Source organism: Bradyrhizobium sp. WBAH42 (genome assembly GCF_024585265.1).
In the GTDB taxonomy this organism is placed as follows: domain Bacteria; phylum Pseudomonadota; class Alphaproteobacteria; order Rhizobiales; family Xanthobacteraceae; genus Bradyrhizobium.
On sequence record NZ_CP036533.1, the window covers coordinates 1293923 to 1317565 of the forward strand.

Genomic DNA, 23643 nt, shown 5'->3' on the forward strand with positions numbered 1-23643 from the left:
CAATCTCGCCGCGAGCCGGTACATCGGCAGGCATCAAACTCCGGGAGAGAACAAGATGGACGCCGCAGAGCTGCGCCAGATGCAGGCCCCGATCAAGGAGCGCTACAAGACCGATCCCAAGGCTGCGCTGATCACGCTGAAAGCCAAGGGCTCCACCAATAGCGAAGGCATCGCCTGCAAGGTCGAGACCGGCCGCGCCATCGCAACGGCTGGCCTCCACCCCGCAACCGGCGGCTCCGGCCTCGAGCTCTGCTCCGGCGACATGCTGCTCGAAGCGCTCGTTGCCTGTGCCGGCGTCACGCTGAAATCGGTCGCGACCGCAATCGAGGTGCCCTTGAAGACCGGCAACGTCTACGCCGAGGGCGACCTCGACTTCCGCGGCACGCTCGGCGTCGACAAGGAGACGCCGGTCGGCTTCGCCGAGATCCGCCTGCGCTTCGAGGTCGACACGTCAGCGCCGCAGGACAAGCTCGATCTCTTGCTCAAGCTCACCGAGCGCTATTGCGTGGTCTACCAGACCATCAAGAACGGCCCGAAGGTTTCGGTGTCGATGCAGCGGATGTGAGGACGCAAGTCGTCATCCCACCAATTGGCGTCGTCCCGGGGCGCGCCGCTTCGCGCGCCCCGGAATGACGGACTGAATAACTTCGCTTTCTGTCCGGATCAGCGCGCCGCTTGCCCGGCACAAAAAATGTCCCTCGACCTCCACTTCCTCCTCTTTCTCTTCCTGCGCATGGCGATCGCGGCGGCGTTCGTGGTGACGGCGTCGATCATCACCGAACGCTCGGGGCCGGTGATCGGCGCGCTGATCGCGACCCTGCCGGTGTCGGCGGGGCCGTCCTACGTCTTTCTTGCGATCGACCACGACGCCGCTTTCATCGCGCAGGGCGCGCTGGCGAGCCTGCCGGTCAATGCGGCGACGATCTTCATGTGCCTCACTTACGTTGTGCTGTCGCAGCGGCACACTCTCGTGGTGAGTTGCGGAAGCGCTTTCGCGGTGTGGATCGGGATGGCCTCGATCATCCGCCAGTTCGACTGGACGCTCACGGCCGGGCTTGCCGCCAATCTGATCGCATTCGGCATCTGCATTCCACTGCTCGCGCGCTATCGCCATGTGAAGATGCCGCTGGTGATGCGCCGCTGGTACGACGTGCCGATGCGCGCTGCGCTGGTTGCGACCCTCGTCGCCATCGTGGTGTCGACTTCGAGCTGGGTCGGCCCGCGCATCAGCGGCATCATCGCACTCTTCCCCGTGGTGTTCTCCAGCATGATGGTGATCCTGCATCCGCGCATCGGCGGACCGCCGACCGCCGCCGTGCTCGCCAACTCCGCCTGGGGCCTGCTCGGATTTGGCATGGCCATCGCCGTCCTGCACGTTGCAGTCGTGTGGTTCGGTTCCGCAGTCGGCTTGTGCGTCGCACTCGGGACCTGCGTGGCCTGGAATCTGACGCTGTGGTGGCGTGGACGCAGAAGGCTGCGCATCGAAACGTAAGCTTGGTACGGGACCTTTGCGGTGCTCAGCCGGTAGTTCTGCGGTGTTCGACTGCGCGTTTCCGATAACGTCGTTAATTTAATCTTTGTGTCTTGACCCTACGCTCGCTCGTCAGCTGTCGAGACGACCTCGTTGGATAACGGGCTAGAGTTCCATCAGTACGAAAGTCGCAAACCACGAGCCGAAAACTTCGAGCGCAAGCGCGGCGCTGTGCGCGCCATGCCTAATGATTTCTCATCGAGGAGATACTTGAATGTTCGGCCGTAAGTCCCACAGTGACGCACAGGCGCGGCTCGATGCCATTGGTCGCTCGCAGGCGATGATCGAATTCAAACTTGATGGCACGATCGTCACGGCCAACAAGAATTTTCTCGACGCCCTCGGCTACCGGCTCGAGGAGATCCAGGGCAAGCATCACTCGATGTTCGTGCCGGCAGACCAGCGCGACAGCGCCGAGTACAAGGCGTTCTGGGCCGCACTGAACCGCGGCGAGTATCAGGCGCGCGAGTTCAAGCGAATCGCGAAGGACGGCCACGAGGTCTGGATCGAAGCATCCTACAATCCGGTGCTCGACGGCGACGGCAAGGCGGTGATGGTCGCCAAGATCGCGACCGACATCACCGAGAAGAAGATCCGGAGCATGACGGACGCATCGAAGATCGCCGCCAGCAGCCGCGCCCAGGCCGTCATCGAGTTCAAGCTCGACGGTACCATCGTCACCGCCAACGAGAATTTCTGCAAGGCACTCGGCTATTCGCTCGCCGAGATCCAGGGCAAGCATCACAGCTTGTTCGTGGCCGAGGCTGACCGCAACGGCGCTGCCTATCGCGAATTCTGGGCCAAGCTCAACCGCGGCGAATACCAGGCCGGCGAGTTCAAGCGTATCGGCAAGGGCGGCCGCGAGGTCTGGATCCTCGCTTCCTACAATCCGCTGCTCGACGAGAGCGGCAAGCCGTATGGAGTCGTCAAGTTCGCAACTGACGTCACTGCCGAGAAGCTGAAGACCGCCGATATCGCAGGTCAGATCGCGGCGATTGACAAGGCGCAGGCCGTGATCGAGTTCAACATGGACGGCACGGTCATCACGGCCAATGCCAACTTCCTGGGCGCACTCGGCTATTCGCTGGCCGAGATCAAGGGCAAGCATCACAGCATGTTCGTCGAGCCCAGTGAGCGCGACGGCGCCGCCTATCGGGAATTCTGGGCTGCGCTTGGTCGCGGTCAATACCAAGCCGGGGAATACAAGCGCATCGGCAAGGGCGGCAAGGAAGTCTACATCCAAGCCTCCTACAACCCGATCTTCGATCTCAACGGCAAGCCGGTCAAGGTCGTGAAATATGCCACCGACACCACCAAGCAGGTGCTGGTCCGCATGGGCAACGAGCGCGTTCGCGGCATGATGGAATCGGTCGCCGCCGGCTCGGAGGAGCTCAACGCTTCGGTGCGGGAGATCTCCGAGGCCATGACCAAGTCGCGCGAGACCGCGATGAGCGCCGTCGACCAGGTCGCCGCGGCCGATGCCCAGGCCCAGCGCCTCACCGAAGCCGCGCAAGCGATGAGCGGCATCGTCGAGATGATCAACAGCATCACCGGCCAGATCAATCTGCTCGCGCTGAATGCCACGATCGAATCCGCCCGCGCCGGTGAAGCCGGCCGCGGCTTTGCCGTGGTGGCGTCCGAAGTGAAGAGCCTTGCCAACCAGGCCAAGCAGGCCACTGACAAGATCGGCCAGGAAATCGGCAGCCTCAACGGCATCTCGGGTGACGTCGTTAGCGCACTCGGCTCGATCAAGCAGGCGATCAACAACGTCAGCGAATACGTCACCTCGACCGCCGCGGCCGTCGAGGAGCAGAGCACGGTGACCAACGAGATGTCGACCAGCATGCAGCGCGCGGCCGCGGAAGCCGCGGCGATCGCGGCGCGGGGGTAGGCGGGCGTCGTAGGGTGGGTTAGCCGAAGGCGTAACCCACCTCTTCTATCTCCTCGGAAATGAAGATGGTGGGTTACGCTTCGCTAACCCACCCTACAGGCCATCACGGCTTCGGCAGCTTGGCCTTCAACGCATACAGCGCATCCAGCGCCTCGCGCGGCGACATCTCGTCCGGGTGCAGCGCCTTCACCGCCTCCATCAGCAGCTCCGCGTCGCTCGGCGGCGCGGCTTCAGTGGCGGCGCGTGAGGGCACCGCGAACAGCGGCAGATCGTCCACCAAGGCTCGCGCGGTCTGGCCGCGGTCCTGCGCCTCCAGCTTGGACAGCACCGATTTGGCGCGCGTGATCACCGCCGGCGGCAGGCCGGCGAGCTTCGCCACCTGGATGCCGTAGGAGCGGTCGGCCGAGCCCGGCAGCACCTCGTGCAGGAACACGACGTTGCCCTGCCATTCCTTCACCCGCACCGTGGCGTTGAACATGCGCGGCAGCTTGGCCGCGAGCGCAGTCAGCTCGTGATAGTGCGTCGCGAACAATGTGCGGCAGCGGTTGTTCTCGTGCAGATGCTCGATCGCGGCCCAGGCGATGGAGAGGCCGTCGAAGGTCGCGGTGCCGCGGCCGATCTCGTCGAGGATGACGAGCGAGCGCTCGCCGGCCTGGTTCAGGATCGCCGCGGTCTCGACCATCTCCACCATGAAGGTGGAGCGGCCGCGGGCGAGATCGTCGGCGGCGCCGACGCGCGAGAACAGGCGGTCGACGATGCCGATCCGCGCACGCGTGGCCGGCACGAAGCTGCCGATCTGCGCCATCAAGGCAATCAGCGCGTTCTGGCGCAAGAAGGTCGATTTACCCGCCATGTTGGGACCGGTGAGCAGCCAGAGCTGGCCTGCCCCCACCCTACCCAGGGTAGGGTGGGGGTACAGGCGACAGGTCGCAGGCATTGGCGATGAACGGCTCGCCGTTGCGCTTGAGCGCCTGCTCGACCACGGGATGGCGGCCGGCCTCGATCGCAAAGCTGAGCGAGCCGTCGACCTCGGGCCGCACATAGTTCTCGTCGACTGCGAGCTTGGCCAGCGACGTCGCGACGTCGAGCAGCGCGAAGCCTTGCGCCGCGGCGCGCAGATCGTCGCTGATCGCGAGCGCCTTGCCACAGAGCCGCTCGAAGATCTCGAGCTCGAGGCCGAGCGCACGGTCGCCGGCATTGGCGATCTTGGCCTCGATCTCGCCGAGCTCGGCGGTGGTGAAGCGCACCTGTCCCGCCAGCGTCTGGCGATGGATGAAGGTCGCGTTCAGCGGGGGCGACATCAGCTTGTCGCCGTGCTGGGCGGTGACCTCGACGAAATAGCCGAGCACGTTGTTGTGCCGGATCTTGAGGCCCTTCACGGAGGTCACGTCGGCGTAGCGCGCCTGCATCGAGGCGACCACGAGGCGCGAGGCGTCGCGCAGGTTTCGCGCTTCGTCCAGCGCGGGCTCGTAGCCCTGGCGCACGAAGCCGCCGTCGCGCTTGATCAGCGGCAGCTGCTCGTCGAGCGCGCTGGCGAACTCGGCAGCAAGCTCGCGCGACGGCCGCTGCAGCGCCGCCATCACTGCCGCGATTTCCTGCGGCGGTTGATCCAGCTCGGAGAGCCGCGTCAACACCTGGTCGGCGGCGATGATGCCGTCGCGGATGCCGGCGAGGTCGCGCGGCCCGCCGCGGCCGACCGAGAGCCGAGCCAGAGCGCGCGACATATCGGGCGCGCCGCGCAAAATGCTGCGGATGTCCTCGCGCGCGGCGGAATCGGCCACGAAGGCGCTGACCCCATCTAGCCGCCGCGCGATCGCCGGCGCATCGGTCAGCGGCGCGGCCAGGCGCTGCGCCAGCAGGCGGGAGCCCGCCGAGGTCACGGTGCAGTCGATCGCGTCGAGCAGCGAGCCGCGGCGTTCGCCGGCGAGCGTCCGCGTCAGCTCGAGATTGGCGCGCGTGGCCGGGTCGATCGCCATGGTCGCGCCCGAAGCCTCGCGCGCCGGCGGCGACAGCGGCGGATGCTTGCCGACCTGGGTGCGGTCGACATAGGTAACGGCAGCGGCCGCAGCGGTGGCCTCCAGGCGCGTCAGCTGCGCGAGCCCGTCCATGGTCGAGACGGCAAAGTAGTCGCACAGCCGCTTCTCGGCGGTGGCGCCGTCGAACACGTCGCGGGTCAGCGGCGTCACCGCCGGCAGCTCGCGCAAGGTCTGGCCGAGCTCGTTGTCGCTATAGAGCGCGTCGGTGACGATCGCCTCGTTCGGGTTGATGCGCGCCAGCGTCGCGGCGAGCTCGCCGCCCGAGACCTCGGTGACCGTGAATTCGGCCGTCGAGATGTCGATCCAGGCGAGGCCGAAGCGGTCGCCGCCGGCGGACGAGCGTGCCCGCGCGATCGCCAACAGGTAATTGTTGGCACGCGCATCGAGCAGCGTGTCCTCGGTCAGCGTGCCCGGCGTCACCAGCCGCACCACGCCGCGGCGCACCACGCTCTTGTTGCCGCGCGCTTTCGCCGCCGCGGGATCCTCGGTCTGCTCGCACACCGCAACCCGATGCCCGGCGCTGATGAGACGATGCAGGTAATCCTCGGCGCGCTCGACCGGCACGCCGCACATCGGGATATCCGCGCCCTGGTGCTTGCCGCGCTTGGTCAAGACGATGCCGAGCGTCTTTGAAGCGATCTCGGCGTCCTCGAAGAACAATTCGTAGAAGTCGCCCATCCGGTAGAACAGCAGCAAGCCCTGATGCGCTGCTTTGATCTCCAGATACTGCTCCATCATCGGCGTGACGCGCGCGGCAGCCTCGGCCTGCGGCGTGGGCGTGTCGTCGGGCGGCGGAACGGGTATCGGTTGTTGCATGGTCATGGGCGGCGCAACCTACAAAATTTCGCCTGAGCGTCCTATCGGTTTGGCTGGGGAGGGCGGGTTTTCCACGCTGTCCGCATGGCGGGATGTATGCGCCACACTCTCGGTCGTCATTCCGGGATGCGCCGATAGGCGCAGGCCCGGAATCCATAACCCCGGCTCGTGGTTATGGATTCCGGGCTCGCGACTTCGGCGCGCCCCGGAATGACGGCTGAGTTTCATGACATCGCTCGAATATGCCACCCGCGAAACCGTCAATTGACCTGCCGCAGGCGCGCTCCTAAAACTCCGCCGACATTGAAGAATTTGGCCGGATCGCGGCATTCAGGGAGAACAACGATGCGTGACGTCTTTATCTGTGATGCCGTGCGGACCCCGATCGGCCGTTTCGGCGGCTCGCTCGCCCAGGTGCGCGCCGACGATCTCGCCGCCGCCCCGATCAAGGCGCTGATGGCAAAACACCCCAAGCTCGACTGGGCACAGGTGGACGAGGTCTTCTTCGGTTGCGCCAACCAGGCCGGCGAGGACAATCGCAACGTCGCGCGCATGGCGCTGTTGCTCGCAGGCCTACCGGATTCGGTTCCCGGCCAGACCTTGAACCGGCTTTGCGCCTCGGGCCTCGATGCGGTCGGTGCCGCGGGCCGCGCCATCCGTTCCGGCGAGATCGAGCTTGCGATTGCCGGCGGCGTCGAGTCGATGACCCGCGCGCCCTTCGTAATGGGCAAGGCGCAGGAGGCCTTCTCGCGCTCGGCCGAGATCTTCGACACCACCATCGGCTGGCGCTTCATCAATCCACTGCTGAAGGCACAGTACGGCGTCGATGCGATGCCCGAGACCGGCGAGAACGTCGCCGAGGAGTTCCAGGTCTCGCGCGCCGACCAGGACGCCTTCGCCATTCGCTCGCAGCAGCGTGCGGGCGCAGCGATCGCGGCGGGTTATTTCGCGGAAGAAATCACGCCCATCACGATTCCTGGCGGCAAGGCCGGTCCTGTTACGGTCGACAAGGACGAGCATCCGCGCCCCGAGACCACGCTGGAAGGTCTGGCCAAGCTGAAGCCGATCGTGCGCAATCCGGGCACCGTCACGGCCGGCAATGCCTCCGGCGTCAATGACGGCGCCGCCGCCATGATCCTGGCCTCGGAAGCCGCGGTGAAGAAGCACGGCCTGACGCCGCGAGCGCGCATCCTCGGGCTCGCCTCGGCCGGCGTGCCGCCGCGGATCATGGGCATCGGCCCGGTGCCGGCGACCCGCAAGCTGATGGAACGCCTCGGCAAGAAGATCAGCGATTTCGACCTGATCGAGCTGAACGAAGCTTTCGCCTCGCAGGGCATCGCCTGCATGCGCCAGCTCGGCGTCGCCGATGACGCCGATTTCGTCAATCCGCATGGCGGCGCCATCGCGCTCGGCCATCCGCTCGGCATGAGCGGTGCCCGTCTCGCACTCACCGCCGTGCACGGCATGGAGAAGCGCGGCGACAAGCTGGCGCTCGCCACCATGTGCGTCGGCGTCGGCCAGGGTGTCGCGGTGGCGATCGAAAAGCTGAATTAAGACTCCATCCTCCCCCTCTCCCCGTTCTTACGGGGAGAGGGTTGGGGTGAGGGGCCTCTCTCCGCAAATGAGATGACCGTGGGACCTGTACCCCCTCACCCGGATCGCAAGGGCGATCCGACCTCTCCCCGCAGGCGGGGAGAGGTGAAGATTCCGGGGCCGCTCCTTTCACTCGCGCCCGGAACGACCGGATGGTTGGGAGGTGGCTATGATCATCGAGCGCGAGAAGGACGTCACGGCCGCGGCACTGGCGGTGATGGAGCGGACATCCGATCCGCGGCTGCGCGAGATCATGGTCTCCCTGGTCAAGCATTTGCACGCCTTCGTGCGCGACGTTCGCCTGACCGAGAAGGAGTTCCGCGATGCCACGGCGATCGTGGCCGAGCTCGGCAAGCTGACCACCGACACGCACAACGAAGTCGTGCTGATGGCGGGGTCGCTCGGCGTCTCGTCGCTGGTGTGCCTGCTCAACAACGGCGATCAGGGCAATACGGAGACCGATCAATCATTGCTCGGGCCGTTCTGGCGGTTGAATTCGCCCCGGGTCGAGAATGGCGGATCGATCGTGCGCTCGGAAACGCCGGGGGCCACGCTGTTCGTCAGCGGCCGCGTCGTCGACAGGGACGGCCGGCCCGTCGCGGGTGCCGAGATCGATGTCTGGCACGCCTCGCCGGTCGGCCTCTACGAGAACCAGGACCCCGAGCAGGCCGACATGAACCTGCGCGGCAAGTTCATGTCCGATTCCGACGGGCGCTTTTCCTTCCGCTCGGTGATGATGGTCGGCTATCCCATTCCGACCGATGGTGTCGTGGGCCGCCTGCTCAAGGCGCAGGACCGCCACCCCTATCGTCCCGCACATCTGCACGCCCTGATCTTCAAGCCAGGATTCAAGGTGCTGATCTCGCAGGTGTATGATCCGAGCGACCCTCATATCGACAGCGACGTGCAGTTCGGTGTGACACAGGCTCTGATCGGCAAGTTCGTGCGCCACGATACGCCGCATCCGACCGCGAAGGACGCCTCGGTGCCCTGGTATTCGCTCGACCATACCTACCGGCTCGAGGCCGGAGAGGCCGTGCTTCCGCGTGCGCCTATCAGGTAGGGAGCGGCCGGCTGCCATGCGCGGGAACGCCGCTAAACCGGCTTTCCCAAATTAGTTATATCCTATAATGATTGGCAGAAGCGTTGACCGGCCGGACCTAAAATGCCGGGGAGGAGTTCGCCAATGACATTCATCTATCCCACCGGCAGCAACGCGGCGCATCCGCTGCCGCTGTCGCCCGACTACAAGAGCTCGATCAAGCGTGCGCCGAACAAGCCCTTGATCCCGATGCCCCATACGCTGTCGGAGCTGACCGGACCGGTCTACGGCCACGAGACCGTGCGCGAGGGCGACAACGATCTCACCCGTCAGCACGCGGGCGAGCCGCTCGGCGAGCGCATCATCGTGCACGGCCATGTGCGCGACGAGGACGGCCGCGGCGTGCCGAACTCGCTCGTCGAGATCTGGCAGGCCAATTCCTGCGGCCGCTATGTCCATGTCCGCGATCAGCATCCGGCGCCGCTGGATCCGAATTTCACCGGCGCGGGTCGCACCGTGAGCGATGCGTCCGGCTATTATCGCTTCGTCACCATCAAGCCCGGCGCCTATCCCTGGGGCAATCACCACAATGCCTGGCGTCCCGCGCATATCCATCTCTCGGTGTTCGGCCATTCCTTCGTCACGCGGCTGGTGACGCAGATGTACTTCCCGGCCGATCCGCTGTTTCCGTTCGATCCGATCTTCAACTCGGTGCCGGACGAGAAGGCGCGGGCGCGGATGGTTTCCTCTTTCGACCTCGAGAACACCCAGCCCGAATGGGCGCTGTGCTACCGCTTTGACATCGTGCTGCGCGGCAAGAACGCCACGCCCATGGAGAACCACTAACGTGCAGGATTCTGTGAAGCCCGACGGGATCACCCCATCCCAGACCGTCGGTCCGTTCTTCAAATACGGACTGACACCGACCGGCGAGTACGCGTGGAACGACGCATTCACCAACTCGACGCTGACACCCGATGTCACCGGCGATCGCGTTCGTATCGAGGGCCGTGTCTTCGACGGTGATGGCGTTGCCGTGCCGGATTGCATGCTGGAGATCTGGCAGGCGGATGCGCAGGGCCGCTTCGCCGATCCCCAGGACAAGCGCGCGCTGCCGAATGCGAGTTTCCGCGGCTTTGCCCGCTGCGGCACCGACAAGGACGGCAACTATTCCTTCGAGACCATCAAGCCGGGTGTCGTGCCCGATCCCGCTGGCAAGCCGCAGGCGCCGCACATCCTGCTTGCGGTGTTTGGCCGCGGCATGCTCAGGCATCTCTATACCCGCATCTATTTCAGCGACGAGGCCGGCAACGCCGCCGATCCCGTGCTGGCGCTGGTGCCGGCGGACCGCCGGGCCACGCTCACTGCGATCCGCGAGGCCGGCAAGCCGGTCTACCGGCTCGACCTGCACCTGCAGGGCGACAACGAGACGGTGTTCTTCGACGTGTGAGGGCAAGGCGTGTCGGGGAAGATTGCTCTCCCGGCACGCACATCTCATTCAGCGCATCGATCAAACTCAAACGTTGTTTTGCGCGTTTGTGCGTCAGCCTCGCTGACTCAATACCGATGAGTTGACGTCAATTCCCGTATTTATGCGGGGCTCGCGAAATACAATTCCCGCGCGAATCAATCCCGTATTTACCGTAGTCGTCTAGGGTGGCGGCAGTTTCGACGCTGACCTGGATTGTTTCATGAAATTTCGTCTGTCCTTGTCCTCTGCGATCGTCGCGTTTGGCGTCGTTCTCGCCGTTGGTTTTGCCGCCATTGTTTCGACCAGCCTGTACGCCCTGAAAGAGCTCAAGGTCGGCGGTCCGCTCTATTCCGACATCAAGCTCGGCAACGACCTCATCGCCGACATCCTGCCGCCGCCCGAATATGTCATCGAAGCCTATCTCGAGGCGACGCTGGCCATGCGCGAGCCGGACCAGCTGGCCGCCCATGGCGAGCGCCTGGTCCAGCTCCGCAAGGAATACGACGAGCGCAAGGCGTTCTGGGTCTCCTCCAGCCTCTCGGCCGACCTCAAGACCGCGCTGGTGTCGAAATCCGATGCGGAGGTGCAGAAATTCTGGAAGGCGTCGGATCAACTCCTGCCGGCGCTCAAGGCCAAGGACATTGCGGCCTCCGAGCGCGCCTATGCGCAGCTCAAGGACGCCTATACCGCGCACCGCGCGGTCATCGACAGCATTGTCGATAGTGCGAACAAGCAGAATGCAGCCATGGAGAAGCTGGCCGCGGACCGCGACAGCGCGATGCTCTATATCCTACTCGGCGTCTCCGTTGCCGTCCTCGCCTTCGTTACCGCCGGCCTGCTGGGTGTTGCCCTCGGCGTGGTGCGCCCGATCGTGCGCATGACGGACACGATGCAGAAGCTCGCGACCGGCGATCTCGACGCCGACATTCCGTTCGCGCAGCGCCAGGACGAGGTCGGCTCGATGGCGGGCGCACTTGTGGTGTTCAAGCAGGCGGCGGTCGAGAATTCCCGTCTGCGCGAGGAGCAATTGCGGCAGGAGCAGGCGGCGGCGCTCGCCAAGCGCTCCGCCCTGCACCAGATGGCGGAGACGGTCGAGCGCGAGACCGGCCGCTCGGTCGATACCGCGACTGCGGCGACGCAGGGCGTGGAGCAGGCCGCCTCCGGCCTGTCGGAGATCGCAAAGTCGCTCTCGGCGCAGTCGCAGGCGGTCGCGGCGGCCTCGACGCAGGCGCTCGGCAGCTCGCAAGCCGTCTCGGCTGCGGCCGAAGAATTGAGCGCCTCGATCCGCGAGATCGCGGGCCAGGTGGCGCGGACCAGCAGCGTCACCAAATCGGCGGTCGCCGGCCGCGAGCAGGCGCGTTCGACCATTCAGGCGCTGGCCGGATCGGTGAAGAAGATCGCCGAGGTCTCCGATCTCATCGGCGGCATTGCGGGCCAGACCAACCTGCTCGCGCTCAACGCGACGATCGAGGCGGCGCGCGCCGGCGAGGCCGGCCGCGGCTTCGCAGTGGTTGCGGCCGAGGTGAAGTCCCTGTCCGACCAGACCGCCAAGTCGACCGAGGAGATCGGGCGGCTGATTGCCGAGATCCAGGCCTCGACCCAGGCCGCGGTCGACGCCGTCGAGGCCATGGGAGGCCACATCATCGAGATCGACGGCGTGGCGACCTCGGTCGCCGCCGCGATGGAAGAGCAGGATGCCGCGACCCGGGAGATCACGCGGTCGATTTCCGAATCGGCCTCCGCGGCGAAGGAGGTCTCGGCCAAGATCGGCGACGTCAGCCGCGATGCCGCCTCCGTCAACGCGCGCGCCGCGGATGTGAGGCAGGCGATCGCCGGGATGGCGGCCAATCTCGAGCAGCTGCGCTCGGTCGTCGTGCGGACCGTGCGCGACTCGACCGCGGCAGCCTGAGTCGGCGCGAGCCGCTGGTGCCCGGGCGGGTGATCGTGCAGTATGGCGCGGCACCGGGGGGCGCTGCATGACATCTCCACAACTGGCTGCGGTTACTGAGCCCAGCTACCTGACGGCTGCGCTGCGCAAGGCGGGTGCGCTGGACGCCGGCGCCGTGCGCGAGGTCAAGGTGCTGGATGAACGCGTCACCCTGGTGTCGCATATCACCCGGCTTGGCCTGCGCTACGTCGGGGAGTCCGCCGGTTCGCCGCAGAGCCTGATTCTCAAAACGCCTCATGCCAATTTTGCCAAGACGCTCGCGCATGGCGGTCGGCACGAGGTGGCCTTCTACTCGAAGCTCGCACCGAACATGCCGTCGGGGCTGGTGCCGCGTTGCTTCGACGGGCGTTTCGACGAGGAGGGCCAAAGCTGGCATCTCCTGCTCGAGGATCTGACGGATAGTCACGAAGTCGCGACCCAGTGGCCGCTGCCGCCGGCGCGACCTCAAGCAATGGCGATCGTCACGACACTCGCGGGGTGGCACGCGGCCTGGTGGGATCATCCCGATCTCGGTGAGACCGTCGGTGACTGGATGAGTGCCGAGGACTCCGCAAAGCTGATGGAGACGTTCGCCGGTCATTATGATCGTTTCGCCGATCTCCTTGGCGATCGTCTGAGCGAAGAGCGGCGCATTCTCTATCGCCGGCTTATCGAGCAGTCAGATCGCCTGTTCGAGCGCTATCATTCTCGCCGCCACGTCACCATTGCTCACGGCGATGCCCATATCTGGAATTTCTTGCTGCCACGCACCGGTGTGAACGACAGCGTGCGCATTTTCGACTTCGATCAGTGGCGCATCAATGTGCCGACTGGCGACCTCGCTTACATGATGGCGACGCAATGGTATCCCGAGCGTCGCCAGGCTCTCGAACGTTCACTCCTCAACCAATACCACGAAACCCTGATCGCGCGCGGCGTCGCCGGCTATACGCGCGGCGCGCTCGACCAGGATTATCGACGGTCGGTGCTCTGGCACATCACCAAGCCGATCTGGCAGTGGAGCATCAACATCCCGCCGCTGATCTGGTGGAACAATCTGGAGCGGGTGTTTGCGGCCGTGGATGATCTGGGCTGCGAGGAGCTGTTGTAGCGCTGTTGTGTCCCGGGCGCGGTGCAGCGTGTAACGCTGCGACGCAGAACCGGGACCAGCGTGCCGCAAGCTGGGCCCCGGCTCAGCAGCGCATCACTGCGTGCTGCGCTGCGTCCGGGGCATGAGATCTCCCGCTACTCCATCACCGCATGTTCCGGCCCCGCCGCCTGCTTGCGCAGCGTGGCCTTGGTCGAGCCGATCAGCAGAGCGAGCGGGATGGTGCAGAGGACGAAGAGCATCACCAGCTGGTAGTCGTGTGCGAAGGCGATGATCTGCGCCTGCACGCTGACCATCCGGTCGGCCATGGCGCGGCCGGCGTCGGTGGAGAGATTGATCAGGCCGCTGACGCTGGGCATCTGCAGTGCGTGGTTGAACGGGTTGACGTGCTCGGAGAGGATCGCATAGGTCCGCCGCGTGCCCTGCGTCAGCTCGGCAATGACGACGGAAATGCCGACCGAGCTCGCGACGTTGCGCATCAGGGTCAACATCGCGGTGCCGTCGGTGCGCAGCTCGTTCGACAACGTCAGGAACGCCACGGTCGAGAGCGGCACGAAGACGAGACCGAAGCCAAAACCCTGGATCACGCTGACGGTGACGATCTCCGGCACCTGGGTCAGATCGGTCCAGCCTGTCATCTGGAACAGCGAGCCCGCCGTCAGCGTCAGGCCGGAGATGATCAGCGTGCGCGCCTCGAAGTAGCGCATCATGCGGCCGACCAGCATCATGGCGAAGAAGGTGCCGATGCCGCGGCTCGCCAGCAAGAGGCCGGCGGTGATGATGGGATAGCCGATCACGTTCTGCATGTAGGGCGAGGCCAGCGCCATGGTCGAGAACAGCACGAGTCCCATCACGATCATGAACAGGCAGCCGGTGACGAAGTTGCGGTCCCGGAACAGGGCGAAGCGGATGAACGGGGTCGAGGTCGTGAAGGAATGCGCGAGGAAGAAGTAGAACGCGACGGCCGCCACGATGAACTCCGCGACGATCTCATTCGATTCCAGCCAGCCCAATTGCTCGCCGCGGTCGAGTGCGAGCTGCAGCGCGCCGATCGCTACCGCCAGCGCGGCGAAACCGAACCAGTCGAATTTGAGGCTGAGATTCTTCTCGGTCTCGTCCATGAAGACGATCAGCCCGAGCACGGTGATGGCGCCGAACGGCAGATTGACGAAGAAGACCCAGTGCCAGGAATAGGTCTCGGTCAGCCAAGCCCCGAGCGAGGGTCCCATGATCGGGCCCATCATCACGCCCATGCCCCAGATCGACATCGCCTTGGCGCGCTCCTGGAGCGTGTAATAGTCGAGCATGACCGATTGCGACAGCGGCACCAGCGCGGCGCCGAACACGCCTTGCAGCAGGCGGAACAGCACCATCTGGTTGATGTCCTGCGCGAGGCCGCACAGCACCGATGCCATCGTGAACCCGGCCGAGCAGATGATGAAGATGCGCTTGCGGCCGAAGCGGTTGGCGATCCACCCCACCGGCGCCGTCATGATCGCGGCGGCGACGATGTAGGAGGTCAGCACCCAGTTGATCTGATCCTGCGAGGCCGACAGCGTGCCCTGCATGTAGGGCAAAGCGACGTTGGCGATGGTGGTGTCCAGCGCCTGCATGATGGTCGCGGTCATGGCGCAGATCGTCACCATGTTCCGGCGCAGGCCGGGGACCATCAGGCTGGCATTGGGGCCGGACATCGCGCCAGTCCTTGTCTTATTCTTTGTCTTGTTCTTTGTCTTGGCCCGCTGTCGCCGACAGCCCGAGCAGGCCGGCGAGCGAGCGCTGATGGCCGGTGTCGATGGTGGCGTAGACGCTCATGCCGGCTTTCAGCTTCCGCACGTATTTGTCGGTCTCGTCGAAATAGATGCGAATCGGCACGCGCTGCACCACCTTGACGAAATTGCCGGTGGCATTTTGCGGCGGCAGAATTGCGAATTGCGCGCCGGTGCCGGGCGAGAGCGAGCCGATCTTGCCCTTGAAGACATGGTTCGGGAACGCGTCGACCTCGAGCGTGACCGCCTGGCCTTCGGTGACATAGGTGAGGTCGCTCTCCTTCGGATTGGCGTCGACCCAGGGATGGGCGACGTCGATGATGGAAAACACCGGCGTGCCCGCGGCGACGTAACGGCCGAGCTGAATCTGCTCGACCTGCGTCGCCACGCCGCCCATCGGCGCGCGCAGCACGGTATGGTCGAGATTGCGCTGAGCGTCGTCGAGCTTGGCCTTGGCCTGCACATAGGGAGGAAACTGCTCGAGCGGCAGATCGGGGTTGCCGAGCAATTGCGTCTTGGCGTTGGACAGCTGCTGCTTGACGAACTGCGTCTGTGCGCCGGCCGTCACCAGCGCGTTGGCGGCGTTGTCGAGATCGAGCTGCGAGCCGAAATTGTTCTTCACCAGCGCCTGCTTGCGCTCGACGTCGCGCTGCTTCAGCTCGACGCCCTGCTGGGCGAGGTTGAGCATATCGCCGTAGATCTTGATGTTGGCAGCGAGGTTGTCGTACGTCGTGCGTGCCTGGGCGAGTTGTGCCTTGGCTTCATCCACCGCGAGGCGGAACGGAACCGGGTCGATCTCGAACAGCTCGTCGCCCTGCTTGACGACCTGACCTTCTCTCACGACGACCTTCAGGATCTTGCCGGAGATGTCGGGCGTCACCAGCACCTTCTGCGCGCCGACATAGGCATCGTCGGTGCCGACATAGCGGCCCCCGTGCAGATAGAAGGTAACGCCGCCGATGGCGACGATGACCGGCAGCACGACCAGGAGCAGGAAACGGCGATGGCGGCGCAGGCCCGCCAGCACGCGGCGGCGCGGATCGGTGCCGGCCTTCTTGGTCGGCTTGCCGCTGTCGCTCTTCTGCTCGGGCTGGAACTTGATGACCTGATCAGCCATAGCGCTGCTCCTTGCGTGCTTGCTCCGCGCCGGATGTCTGGATCGCGGTTCGCACGTTTTCCTTGATGGTTTCGAGCTGGGTGAGGAGGCGGTGGGCATCCGCCGGATTGATGCCGTCGAGCGCGTTTGCCGTCAGCTCCGACTTCAGGCCGCTCATGCGGCCGAGCAACTGCCGCCCGGCCTTCTTGAGGTACAGGCGCTTGACCCGGCGGTCCGAAGCGTCGCTGCGGCGCTCGATCCAGTCGTTGTCGCAGAGCTTGTCGATCAGCCGCGTCAGCGTGATCGGCTGCATCTCCATGAGCTCGGCGAGCTCCGACTGCTTCATGCCCTCGCTGCGCTCCACCTTGGCCAGCACCGCCCATTGCGCCCGGGTGATGCCGAAGCGCGAGGCCTCCTTGTCGGCATATACGCGCAAGAGGCGGTAGAGCTCACCGAGCGTGAACAGGAAATTCTGGTCGACCGACCCGCGGGACATGAGCTTCGTCTCCAATAAGCTTGAATATAATAAGCAAGCTTATGATTATTTCAGGGCAGGGTGGCGCGATGCTGTCCCGCGGGAGAAGCATGGCTGACAGCCGGGCGGCTCGTCGTGCTTTGGGTTCCCCCGTCAAAATGCTAGAAGACGGGTACATGAGCCTCGCAAAGCCGGCATTCCCCGCGCCCGACCATGATCACGGCCGCTGCACTGCGGACGCGCTCGCGCATGCCGAGGTGGTCTGCGAGCAGCGCGCGCAGAAATTCACGCCGATCCGCCGTCAGGTACTGGGTGCTTTGCTCGCCAGTCACCGCCCGCTCGGGGCCTACGAGATCATCGACGAGCTCGCCAAGTCCATGGCGCGGCCGGCGCCGATCACGGTCTATCGCGCGCTCGATTTCCTGATGGCCAACGGCCTCGTGCACCGCATCGAGAGCCGCAACGCCTATCTTGCCTGCGCCGCCCACGACCACGATTCGACCTCGGCGGTGGCGTTCCTGATCTGCGAGCGCTGCGGCCTGGTCGGTGAGATCTCCTCGGCGTCCTTCGCCAAGGACCTCAACGCCGCCGCGCGCAGCTCAGGCTTCGCACCAAAGCTGTCTGTGGTGGAGATCACGGGCGTCTGCACGCATTGTCAGAAAATGTCTTGAAGCAACAACGGCGCAAAGCCGGATTTTTGGGAAGAAATGTCCGCACCTCAAGCCATACCGTCCGCCGGCCGTCCCCTCAGTGCCGGCGCCATCGCCCTGATGCTCATGCTGTGCCTGACCTGGGGATTCAACCAGATCGCGGTGAAGCTGGTGCTGCCGGACATTCCGCCCATGCTCCAGGCCACCATCCGCTCGATGGGCGCGCTGCCGGTGCTGTTCCTGATCGGCACCTTTCGTGGCGTCAATTTCTTCGAACGTGACGGCACCTGGAAGCCGGGTCTGATCGCCGGGTTGATGTTCGGTATCGAATTCGTGCTGATCTTCCAGGGGCTGCGTCTCACCTCCGCCTCGCGCGCGGTGGTGTTCCTCTACACGGCGCCGTTCTTCGTTGCGCTCGGCTCCTACCAGGTGCTCGGCGAGCGTCTCGGCGGCTCGCAATGGCTGGGCCTTGCCATCAGCTTTGCCGGCGTGGCGTTTGCCATCGGCGTGCCCCAGCCCAATGTCGATTCGCATGTTCTGCTCGGCGACCTCATGATCGTCGGGGGCGCCGCGCTGTGGGCCGCGACGACGCTGGTTGCCAAGGGCACGCGGCTGCGCTTCGCCGCGCCCGAGAAGGCGCTGGGCTATCAGGTCGCGACCTCGATCCCGATCCTGGGGCTGGCGGCCTGGCTGTTCGGCGAATCCATCACGCACACTCCGTCGCCGCTCTCGCTCGGCCTGATGGCGTTCCAGGCGATCTGGGTGGTGGGAACCACGTTCACGCTTTGGTTCGCGCTGGTGAAGGCCTATTCGGCCAGCAAATTGTCCGCTTTTACCTTCATCACCCCTTTGTTTGGCGTGGTGGGTAGCTATTTCATCATGCACGACACCCTCAGCCTGACATTCGGGGCCGCAGCGGTCCTTGTAATTGCTGGGCTTTTTCTGGTTAACCGTCCCAGCTCATCAGCTGCGGCGCCGCGCGATGCATTGCTGAACGTCACCAAAACCTGATATTTGGACCGCCATGAACAAGCTCGAAAACCCTCTCGATTCAGACATTGCGGGCCCGGCGCCCCGGCATCGGACCACCCAGGTCAAGGTCGGCAACGTCGCCGTCGGCGGCGGTGCACCGATCGTCGTGCAGTCGATGACCAACACCGACACCGCCGATATCGACGGCACCATCGCCCAGGTCGCCGCGCTGGCGCGCGCCGGCTCCGAAATGGTCCGCATCACCGTGGACCGCGAGGAGGCCGCGGCCGCCGTTCCGCACATCCGCGACGGCCTCGCCAAGCGCGGCATCACGACGCCCCTGATCGGTGACTTCCATTATATCGGCCACAAGCTGCTCGCGGCCTATCCGGCCTGTGCCGAGGCGCTGGCCAAATACCGCATCAATCCCGGCAATGTCGGCTTCAAGGACAAGCGCGACACCCAGTTCGCCGACATCATCGAGATCGCGAACAAGAACAACAAGCCGGTGCGCATCGGCGCCAATTGGGGCTCGCTCGACCAGGAGCTTTTGACCAAGCTGATGGACGAGAATGCGGCCTCGCCCAACCCGCGCGACGTGCGCGCGGTGACGCGCGAGGCCATGGTGCAGTCGGCGCTGCTCTCGGCCGCGCGCGCCGAAGAGCTCGGCATGCCCAAGGACCGCATCATCCTCTCGGCGAAGGTCTCGGCGGTGCAGGATCTGATCGCGGTCTACCAGGATCTTGCGGCGCGTTCGGACTACGCCATCCATCTCGGTCTCACCGAAGCCGGCATGGGCTCGAAGGGCATCGTCGCCTCCTCGGCCGCGCTCGGCATCCTGTTGCAGCAGGGCATCGGCGACACCATCCGCATCTCGCTGACGCCCGAGCCCGGCGGCGACCGTACCCGCGAGGTGCAGGTTGGCCAGGAGCTCTTGCAGACCATGGGCTTCCGCACCTTCGTGCCGCTGGTTGCAGCCTGCCCCGGCTGCGGCCGCACCACCTCGACCACGTTCCAGGAGCTGGCCCGTTCGATCCAGGATTTCATCCGCGACGAGATGCCGACCTGGAAGACGAAATACCCTGGTGTCGAGGAGCTCAACGTCGCGGTGATGGGCTGCATCGTCAACGGCCCCGGCGAATCCAAGCACGCCAATATCGGCATCTCGCTGCCGGGCACCGGCGAAGCGCCGGCCGCGCCCGTCTTCGTCGACGGCAAGAAGTTCCGCACGCTGCGCGGCCCGACCATCTCCGCCGACTTCAAGGCGCTGGTGATCGACTACATCGACCAGCGCTACGGCCAGGGCGCCAAGGTGCCGGTATCAGCGGCGGAGTAGTTTTACTCCGCTCGCGCCGCATACTCGCTGTCGTCCCCGCCTAGTGCGCAATTGCGCACTAGGCGGGGACCCATAACCACAGGGAGTGGTTATGGCGCGGGCTAGTTGGTACGAATTTTCGCCAAACCAAATCCTGTGGTTATGGGTTCCGGGCTCGCGCTCCGCGCGCCCCGGGACGACGGCTGCATTTGCGGTGCAGATTGCGTATCTGTCACCGCGCGTTACGATGTCTTCAATCAACAATGATCGGGAGACACGCCATGAGCTCACTCGCCGGCAAGCAGGGCCCGCGCTATCGCCACATGGCCGAAGACGGCGCGCCCTACGAGACCATCGCCGTCGAAAAGCTCACACCCATCATCGGCGCGGAAATCTCGGGCGTCGATATCGGCAAGCTCGTCTCGGACGATGCCCGTTCCAATCAACAGATGGACGAGATCCACCGCGCGCTCGCCGAAAACCTCGTCATCTTCTTCCGCGACCAGCACATCACGCCGCAGCAGCATCTCGCGTTCGGCCGCAAGTTCGGCGAGCTGCATTTTCATCCCGCAGCTCCGCACGAGGACGAAGACCCCGCCTTGATGAAGATCTATGCGGACAAGAACTCGCCGCGGGCGAACGGCGAGGGCTGGCACTCCGACGTCTCCTGCGATCTCGAGCCGCCGATGGGCTCGATCCTCTACATCAAGCAATGCCCGCCGCGCGGCGGCGACACGCTGTTCGCCAACATGTACGCGGCCTATGAGGCGCTGTCGGAGCGCATGAAGACCTATCTCGACGGCTTGACGGCGCTGCACGATGGCGAGCCGATCTATCGCGGGCTCTACGCCAATTATGGCGTCGCCGATCGCCCCTCTTATCCCCATGCCGAGCATCCCGTCGTGCGCACCCATCCGGTCACCGGCAGGAAAGCGCTTTACGTCAACCGCGGCTTCACCCGCCACATCAGCGGCATCCCGCGCGACGAGAGCGATGCGATGCTGGCCTATCTCTACCAGCACGCCGAAAACCCGCTGTTCCAGTGCCGCTTCCGCTGGACCGAGAACGCCATCGCCTTCTGGGACAACCGCTGCACCCAGCACCGCGCGATGTGGGACTACTGGCCGCACACACGCTCCGGCACGCGTGTGACGGTGAAGGGGGAGCGGCCGGTGTAGGAACGGTGCCGTAGGGTGGACAAAGCGAAGCGTGCCCACCATCTCGGCCGCACGCAACACGATGGTGGGCACGGCGCGCGAAGAGCGCTCCTTTGCCCACCCTACGAAGCCGTTCTTGCGTTGACGTCTTTCCACTCCCGCGCCAATCTTCCCGAAAACAAATTGTGGGCTCGTTGATCGCCCGCGGATCACGGCAGCGGAGCAGCGCTTGGGGCAATTGCGGAGCATCATCGCCGGGCTGGTCGCGTCGATCCTGCTGTCGTCGCTCGCCCTTGTCGATGCCGGCGACGCCGCGGCCGCGCGAAAGATTGCAAGACCCAGGCCGAGGCCGTCGCCGCCGGCCAGATGTGAGACGCCCAAATTCCGGATCGTCGTGGACGTCGGCCACACGCCGGACTCCTACGGTGCGTTGAGCGCGCGCAATGATCCAGAGTTCGGCTTCAACTTCCGCCTCGCACGGCTCATCGCGGCCAAGCTCAAATCCGAGGGCTTTGCCGCAACCCGCCTGCTCGTCACGGATGGCAAGGCACGGCCGAGCCTGTTCAAGCGCGTCGGTGCCGCGAACGAAGGCCGCGCCGATCTGTTCCTGTCGGTCCATCATGATTCGGTGCCGGACAAGCTGCTCGAGACCTGGGAATTCGACGGCGCAAGGAGCTATTTCAGCGATCGGTTTTCCGGCCACTCGCTGTTCGTGTCGCAGCAGAATCCGCACTTTGCCACCAGCCTGATGCTGGCCCGGATGATCGGCCGGCAATTGAAGGAGCAGGGCCTGCACTATGCCAGCCAGTACACCCTGCCGGTGATGGGCCGGTACCGGCGCCAGCTGCTCGACAAGGATGTCGGCGTCTACCGCTATGACGGGCTCGTCGTGCTGTCGCGCACGCACAGCGCCGCCGTGCTGCTCGAGGCCGGCTCGATCATCAATCGCGACGAGGAAATGGAGATGAACTCGCCGGAGCGGCAGGAGGCCGTCGCGGGCGCCGTTGCGGCTGCGATGAGGGAGTTTTGCGGGAGACGGTAGTCAGCTCAGGTGCTTCAACGCCCCGTCATTGCGAGCGCAACGAAGCAATACAGACTCTTTTTCCGCAGAGGCAGTCTGGATTGCTTCGCCGCGCTCGCAATGACAAAGGCTACAGCGGCCCGCCCCGATATTCCCTGTTCGCCAGGCTCGCCTCCTCCAGGTCCAGATCGCGCTCGATCCGCCGCCGCGTCTCGTCGGTGATCTGGCCGTCGCGCAGCAGGTTGTGGATGAATTTGCGCTCGGCGGCGATCAGGTCGCGGGTCAGAGCGGTGCCGGCGGCGGAGATGTCGTGGTGGTTGGGATCGAGCGAATCCGGGAGCTGGTTGACGCGGATGTCGTGACGGGCGCGCAGCAGCCGCATCACCTCGTCGGAAATGTCCTTTTCCGCGGTGAGCGCGTCGAGTGATTTCAGCGCGGACTCCAGCGCCTGACGGCGCGCGGCGATCTCGGCTTCGTGCTCGGCGGCATGCTCGTGACGACCGGCCTCGGCGACGCCGAGCCAACGCACGATCGGCGGCAGCGTCAGGCCGACGCCGATCAGCGTCACGAAGATGACACCGAAGGCGACGAACAGGATCAGGTCGCGATACGGAAACGCCTCGCCATCCGGCAGCGCGAACGGCAGCGCCAGCGCGGCGGCCAGCGACACTGCGCCGCGTACGCCGGTGAAAGCGAGCACGAACGGCCATTGCCATGGCGGCGACGGATCGCGCTCGCGGAGCGACCTGGACAGCATCCGCGGCAGATAGGTCGCGGGATAGAGCCAGGCAAAACGCGCGATCACGACGATCACAAGGACCACGGCGGTTGCGATGAGAATGTCGTCGAGCGGAAAAGTCTTCGATTTCTCGTAGAGGGCGCGCATCTGGAAGCCGGTGAGCAGGAACAGCATGCCCTCGATCAGGTAGATCACGAGATCCCAGAAGAAGATGCCTTGCAGGCGCGTCGCCGAGGAGATCAGCAACGGGCCGTTCCAGCTGACATAGAGCCCGCAGGCGACGGTTGCGATCACGCCGGAGCCGCCGACGTGCTCGGGCAGCCAGTACGAGACATAGGGCGTAATCAGCGACAGCGTCAGCTCGACCTGCGGATCCCCGGACCATTTGCGGAAGCGAAGGGACAGCCAGCCGACGCCGATGCCGAAGGCGATCTCGCCGGCGACGATGAGGAGGAACTCGCCGGCCGCGAGCGGCAGCGAGAAATGTCCGACCATGATGGCCGCAAGCGCGAAGCGGTAGAGGATCAGCGCGGTGGCGTCGTTGGCGAGACCTTCGCCTTCGAGCACGACCAGGATACGGCGCGGCATGTTCAGCCGGCGCGCGATCGCGAGCGGCGCCACCACGTCGGGCGGCGCGACGATGGCCCCGAGCAGGAAGCCGACGGTCCAGGGCAGACCGATCATGTAGTGCGTGGCGGCCGCCACCATCGCCGTGGTGAAGATCACCGCGCCGACCGCGAGCAGCACGATCGGACGCAGGTTCTTCTTGAATTCGCGCCAGCTCATCGCGACGCTGGCCGAGTAGATCAGTGGTGGCAGCACCACCAGCAGCACCAGCTCCGGCGGCAGCTCCACCGACGGCATGCCCGGCACGAAAGCGAGACCCACGCCTGCCAGCATCAGGAGGATGGCAGGGGCGACGTTGAAGCGTCGTGCGGCCAGTGCCACGCCTGCCAGCACGGCCAGCAGGATGAGAAAGATTTGAAACTTCGCTTCCATGATGGGCCTGTCTTGACCCGGAAGCGACGGCTACG

General features: G+C 65.1%; 18 protein-coding genes and 1 pseudogene. 14 read left to right on the plus strand and 5 right to left on the minus strand.

Annotated features, from left to right (window positions below; translation table 11 throughout):
* Nucleotides 1-55 precede the first annotated feature (55 nt).
* The 3 genes from DCG74_RS06085 to DCG74_RS06095 all read left to right on the plus strand — a co-directional run bounded on the left by DCG74_RS06085 (nt 56) and on the right by DCG74_RS06095 (nt 3422).
* Nucleotides 56-565: an OsmC family protein gene (locus DCG74_RS06085; protein ID WP_172787905.1), complete on the plus strand. Its 510-nt coding sequence runs from the start codon at nt 56-58 to the stop codon at nt 563-565.
* A gap of 126 nt (nt 566-691) precedes the next feature.
* Complete coding sequence (locus DCG74_RS06090; RefSeq protein ID WP_172787904.1) at nt 692-1492, plus strand: hypothetical protein; 801 nt, start codon at nt 692-694, stop codon at nt 1490-1492.
* A gap of 253 nt (nt 1493-1745) precedes the next feature.
* Nucleotides 1746-3422, plus strand: a complete 1677-nt coding sequence (locus DCG74_RS06095; protein WP_172787903.1) for a PAS domain-containing methyl-accepting chemotaxis protein — start codon at nt 1746-1748, stop codon at nt 3420-3422.
* A gap of 103 nt (nt 3423-3525) precedes the next feature.
* Here the strand turns inward: DCG74_RS06095 and mutS are convergent.
* A pseudogene (mutS, locus tag DCG74_RS06100) lies at nt 3526-6280 on the minus strand (DNA mismatch repair protein MutS).
* A gap of 339 nt (nt 6281-6619) precedes the next feature.
* Between mutS and pcaF the strand changes: the two are divergent.
* The 6 genes from pcaF to DCG74_RS06130 all read left to right on the plus strand — a co-directional run bounded on the left by pcaF (nt 6620) and on the right by DCG74_RS06130 (nt 13418).
* On the plus strand, nt 6620-7828 hold the full coding sequence (pcaF, locus tag DCG74_RS06105; protein WP_172788911.1) for a 3-oxoadipyl-CoA thiolase: 1209 nt from the start codon (nt 6620-6622) through the stop codon (nt 7826-7828).
* 208 nt (nt 7829-8036) lie between these two features.
* Nucleotides 8037-8930, plus strand: a complete 894-nt coding sequence (locus tag DCG74_RS06110) for a dioxygenase (RefSeq protein WP_172788910.1) — start codon at nt 8037-8039, stop codon at nt 8928-8930.
* A 123-nt stretch (nt 8931-9053) separates the two neighbouring features.
* Complete coding sequence (gene pcaH / locus DCG74_RS06115) at nt 9054-9755, plus strand: protocatechuate 3,4-dioxygenase subunit beta (RefSeq protein ID WP_172788909.1); 702 nt, start codon at nt 9054-9056, stop codon at nt 9753-9755.
* Nucleotide 9756: 1 nt separating this feature from the next.
* Entirely contained in the window at nt 9757-10359 is a 603-nt protein-coding gene (gene pcaG, locus DCG74_RS06120; protein WP_172788908.1) for a protocatechuate 3,4-dioxygenase subunit alpha, read from the plus strand.
* Between the two features lie 241 nt (nt 10360-10600).
* The gene (locus DCG74_RS06125; RefSeq protein ID WP_172788907.1) at nt 10601-12289 is read left to right on the plus strand and encodes a methyl-accepting chemotaxis protein; all 1689 of its coding nucleotides are present in this window, start codon (nt 10601-10603) and stop codon (nt 12287-12289) included.
* A 67-nt stretch (nt 12290-12356) separates the two neighbouring features.
* Complete coding sequence (locus tag DCG74_RS06130; protein WP_172788906.1) at nt 12357-13418, plus strand: phosphotransferase; 1062 nt, start codon at nt 12357-12359, stop codon at nt 13416-13418.
* Between the two features lie 134 nt (nt 13419-13552).
* Here DCG74_RS06130 and DCG74_RS06135 read toward each other — a convergent pair whose 3' ends face one another.
* Genes DCG74_RS06135 through DCG74_RS06145 form a run of 3 tightly spaced genes read right to left on the minus strand, consistent with a single transcriptional unit; the run spans nt 13553 to nt 16776 of the window.
* Entirely contained in the window at nt 13553-15109 is a 1557-nt protein-coding gene (locus DCG74_RS06135; RefSeq protein WP_172788905.1) for an MDR family MFS transporter, read from the minus strand.
* A gap of 16 nt (nt 15110-15125) precedes the next feature.
* On the minus strand, nt 15126-16301 hold the full coding sequence (locus DCG74_RS06140; protein ID WP_172788904.1) for an HlyD family secretion protein: 1176 nt from the start codon (nt 16299-16301) through the stop codon (nt 15126-15128).
* Nucleotides 16294-16776 (minus strand): MarR family winged helix-turn-helix transcriptional regulator, encoded by a 483-nt coding sequence (locus DCG74_RS06145; protein ID WP_172788903.1) that lies wholly within the window; start codon nt 16774-16776, stop codon nt 16294-16296. The genes DCG74_RS06140 and DCG74_RS06145 overlap by 8 nt, the downstream gene beginning before the upstream one ends.
* 155 nt (nt 16777-16931) lie before the next feature.
* On the opposite strand from DCG74_RS06145, the gene DCG74_RS06150 reads away from it, so the two are divergent.
* The 5 genes from DCG74_RS06150 to DCG74_RS06170 all read left to right on the plus strand — a co-directional run bounded on the left by DCG74_RS06150 (nt 16932) and on the right by DCG74_RS06170 (nt 21891).
* Nucleotides 16932-17426: a Fur family transcriptional regulator gene (locus DCG74_RS06150; protein ID WP_172788902.1), complete on the plus strand. Its 495-nt coding sequence runs from the start codon at nt 16932-16934 to the stop codon at nt 17424-17426.
* 36 nt (nt 17427-17462) lie between these two features.
* The gene (locus DCG74_RS06155) at nt 17463-18416 is read left to right on the plus strand and encodes a DMT family transporter (RefSeq protein ID WP_172788901.1); all 954 of its coding nucleotides are present in this window, start codon (nt 17463-17465) and stop codon (nt 18414-18416) included.
* A 13-nt stretch (nt 18417-18429) separates the two neighbouring features.
* On the plus strand, nt 18430-19713 hold the full coding sequence (gene ispG / locus DCG74_RS06160) for a flavodoxin-dependent (E)-4-hydroxy-3-methylbut-2-enyl-diphosphate synthase (RefSeq protein WP_172788900.1): 1284 nt from the start codon (nt 18430-18432) through the stop codon (nt 19711-19713).
* A gap of 260 nt (nt 19714-19973) precedes the next feature.
* Nucleotides 19974-20870, plus strand: coding sequence for a TauD/TfdA family dioxygenase (locus DCG74_RS06165; protein WP_172788899.1), 897 nt, complete (start codon nt 19974-19976; stop codon nt 20868-20870).
* 208 nt (nt 20871-21078) lie between these two features.
* The gene (locus tag DCG74_RS06170; protein ID WP_172788898.1) at nt 21079-21891 is read left to right on the plus strand and encodes an N-acetylmuramoyl-L-alanine amidase; all 813 of its coding nucleotides are present in this window, start codon (nt 21079-21081) and stop codon (nt 21889-21891) included.
* 109 nt (nt 21892-22000) lie between these two features.
* Here the strand turns inward: DCG74_RS06170 and DCG74_RS06175 are convergent, their stop codons facing one another.
* Nucleotides 22001-23608 (minus strand): Na+/H+ antiporter, encoded by a 1608-nt coding sequence (locus tag DCG74_RS06175; protein ID WP_172788897.1) that lies wholly within the window; start codon nt 23606-23608, stop codon nt 22001-22003.
* Nucleotides 23609-23643: the final 35 nt, after the last annotated feature.

What these genes read in the sequence shown, in the direction of transcription:
- DCG74_RS06175 (WP_172788897.1), bottom strand. Translation starts at nt 23,608, where the DNA reads ATGGAAGCGAAGTTTCAAATCTTTCTCATCCTGCTGGCCGTGCTGGCA.
- DCG74_RS06140 (WP_172788904.1), bottom strand. Translation starts at nt 16,301, where the DNA reads ATGGCTGATCAGGTCATCAAGTTCCAGCCCGAGCAGAAGAGCGACAGC.
- DCG74_RS06165 (WP_172788899.1), top strand. Translation starts at nt 19,974, where the DNA reads ATGAGCTCACTCGCCGGCAAGCAGGGCCCGCGCTATCGCCACATGGCC.
- pcaF (WP_172788911.1), top strand. Translation starts at nt 6,620, where the DNA reads ATGCGTGACGTCTTTATCTGTGATGCCGTGCGGACCCCGATCGGCCGT.
- pcaH (WP_172788909.1), top strand. Translation starts at nt 9,054, where the DNA reads ATGACATTCATCTATCCCACCGGCAGCAACGCGGCGCATCCGCTGCCG.
- DCG74_RS06110 (WP_172788910.1), top strand. Translation starts at nt 8,037, where the DNA reads ATGATCATCGAGCGCGAGAAGGACGTCACGGCCGCGGCACTGGCGGTG.
- DCG74_RS06130 (WP_172788906.1), top strand. Translation starts at nt 12,357, where the DNA reads ATGACATCTCCACAACTGGCTGCGGTTACTGAGCCCAGCTACCTGACG.
- DCG74_RS06155 (WP_172788901.1), top strand. Translation starts at nt 17,463, where the DNA reads ATGTCCGCACCTCAAGCCATACCGTCCGCCGGCCGTCCCCTCAGTGCC.
- DCG74_RS06145 (WP_172788903.1), bottom strand. Translation starts at nt 16,776, where the DNA reads ATGTCCCGCGGGTCGGTCGACCAGAATTTCCTGTTCACGCTCGGTGAG.
- DCG74_RS06095 (WP_172787903.1), top strand. Translation starts at nt 1,746, where the DNA reads ATGTTCGGCCGTAAGTCCCACAGTGACGCACAGGCGCGGCTCGATGCC.
- DCG74_RS06090 (WP_172787904.1), top strand. Translation starts at nt 692, where the DNA reads ATGTCCCTCGACCTCCACTTCCTCCTCTTTCTCTTCCTGCGCATGGCG.
- ispG (WP_172788900.1), top strand. Translation starts at nt 18,430, where the DNA reads ATGAACAAGCTCGAAAACCCTCTCGATTCAGACATTGCGGGCCCGGCG.
- DCG74_RS06125 (WP_172788907.1), top strand. Translation starts at nt 10,601, where the DNA reads ATGAAATTTCGTCTGTCCTTGTCCTCTGCGATCGTCGCGTTTGGCGTC.
- DCG74_RS06135 (WP_172788905.1), bottom strand. Translation starts at nt 15,109, where the DNA reads ATGTCCGGCCCCAATGCCAGCCTGATGGTCCCCGGCCTGCGCCGGAAC.
- DCG74_RS06085 (WP_172787905.1), top strand. Translation starts at nt 56, where the DNA reads ATGGACGCCGCAGAGCTGCGCCAGATGCAGGCCCCGATCAAGGAGCGC.
- DCG74_RS06150 (WP_172788902.1), top strand. Translation starts at nt 16,932, where the DNA reads ATGAGCCTCGCAAAGCCGGCATTCCCCGCGCCCGACCATGATCACGGC.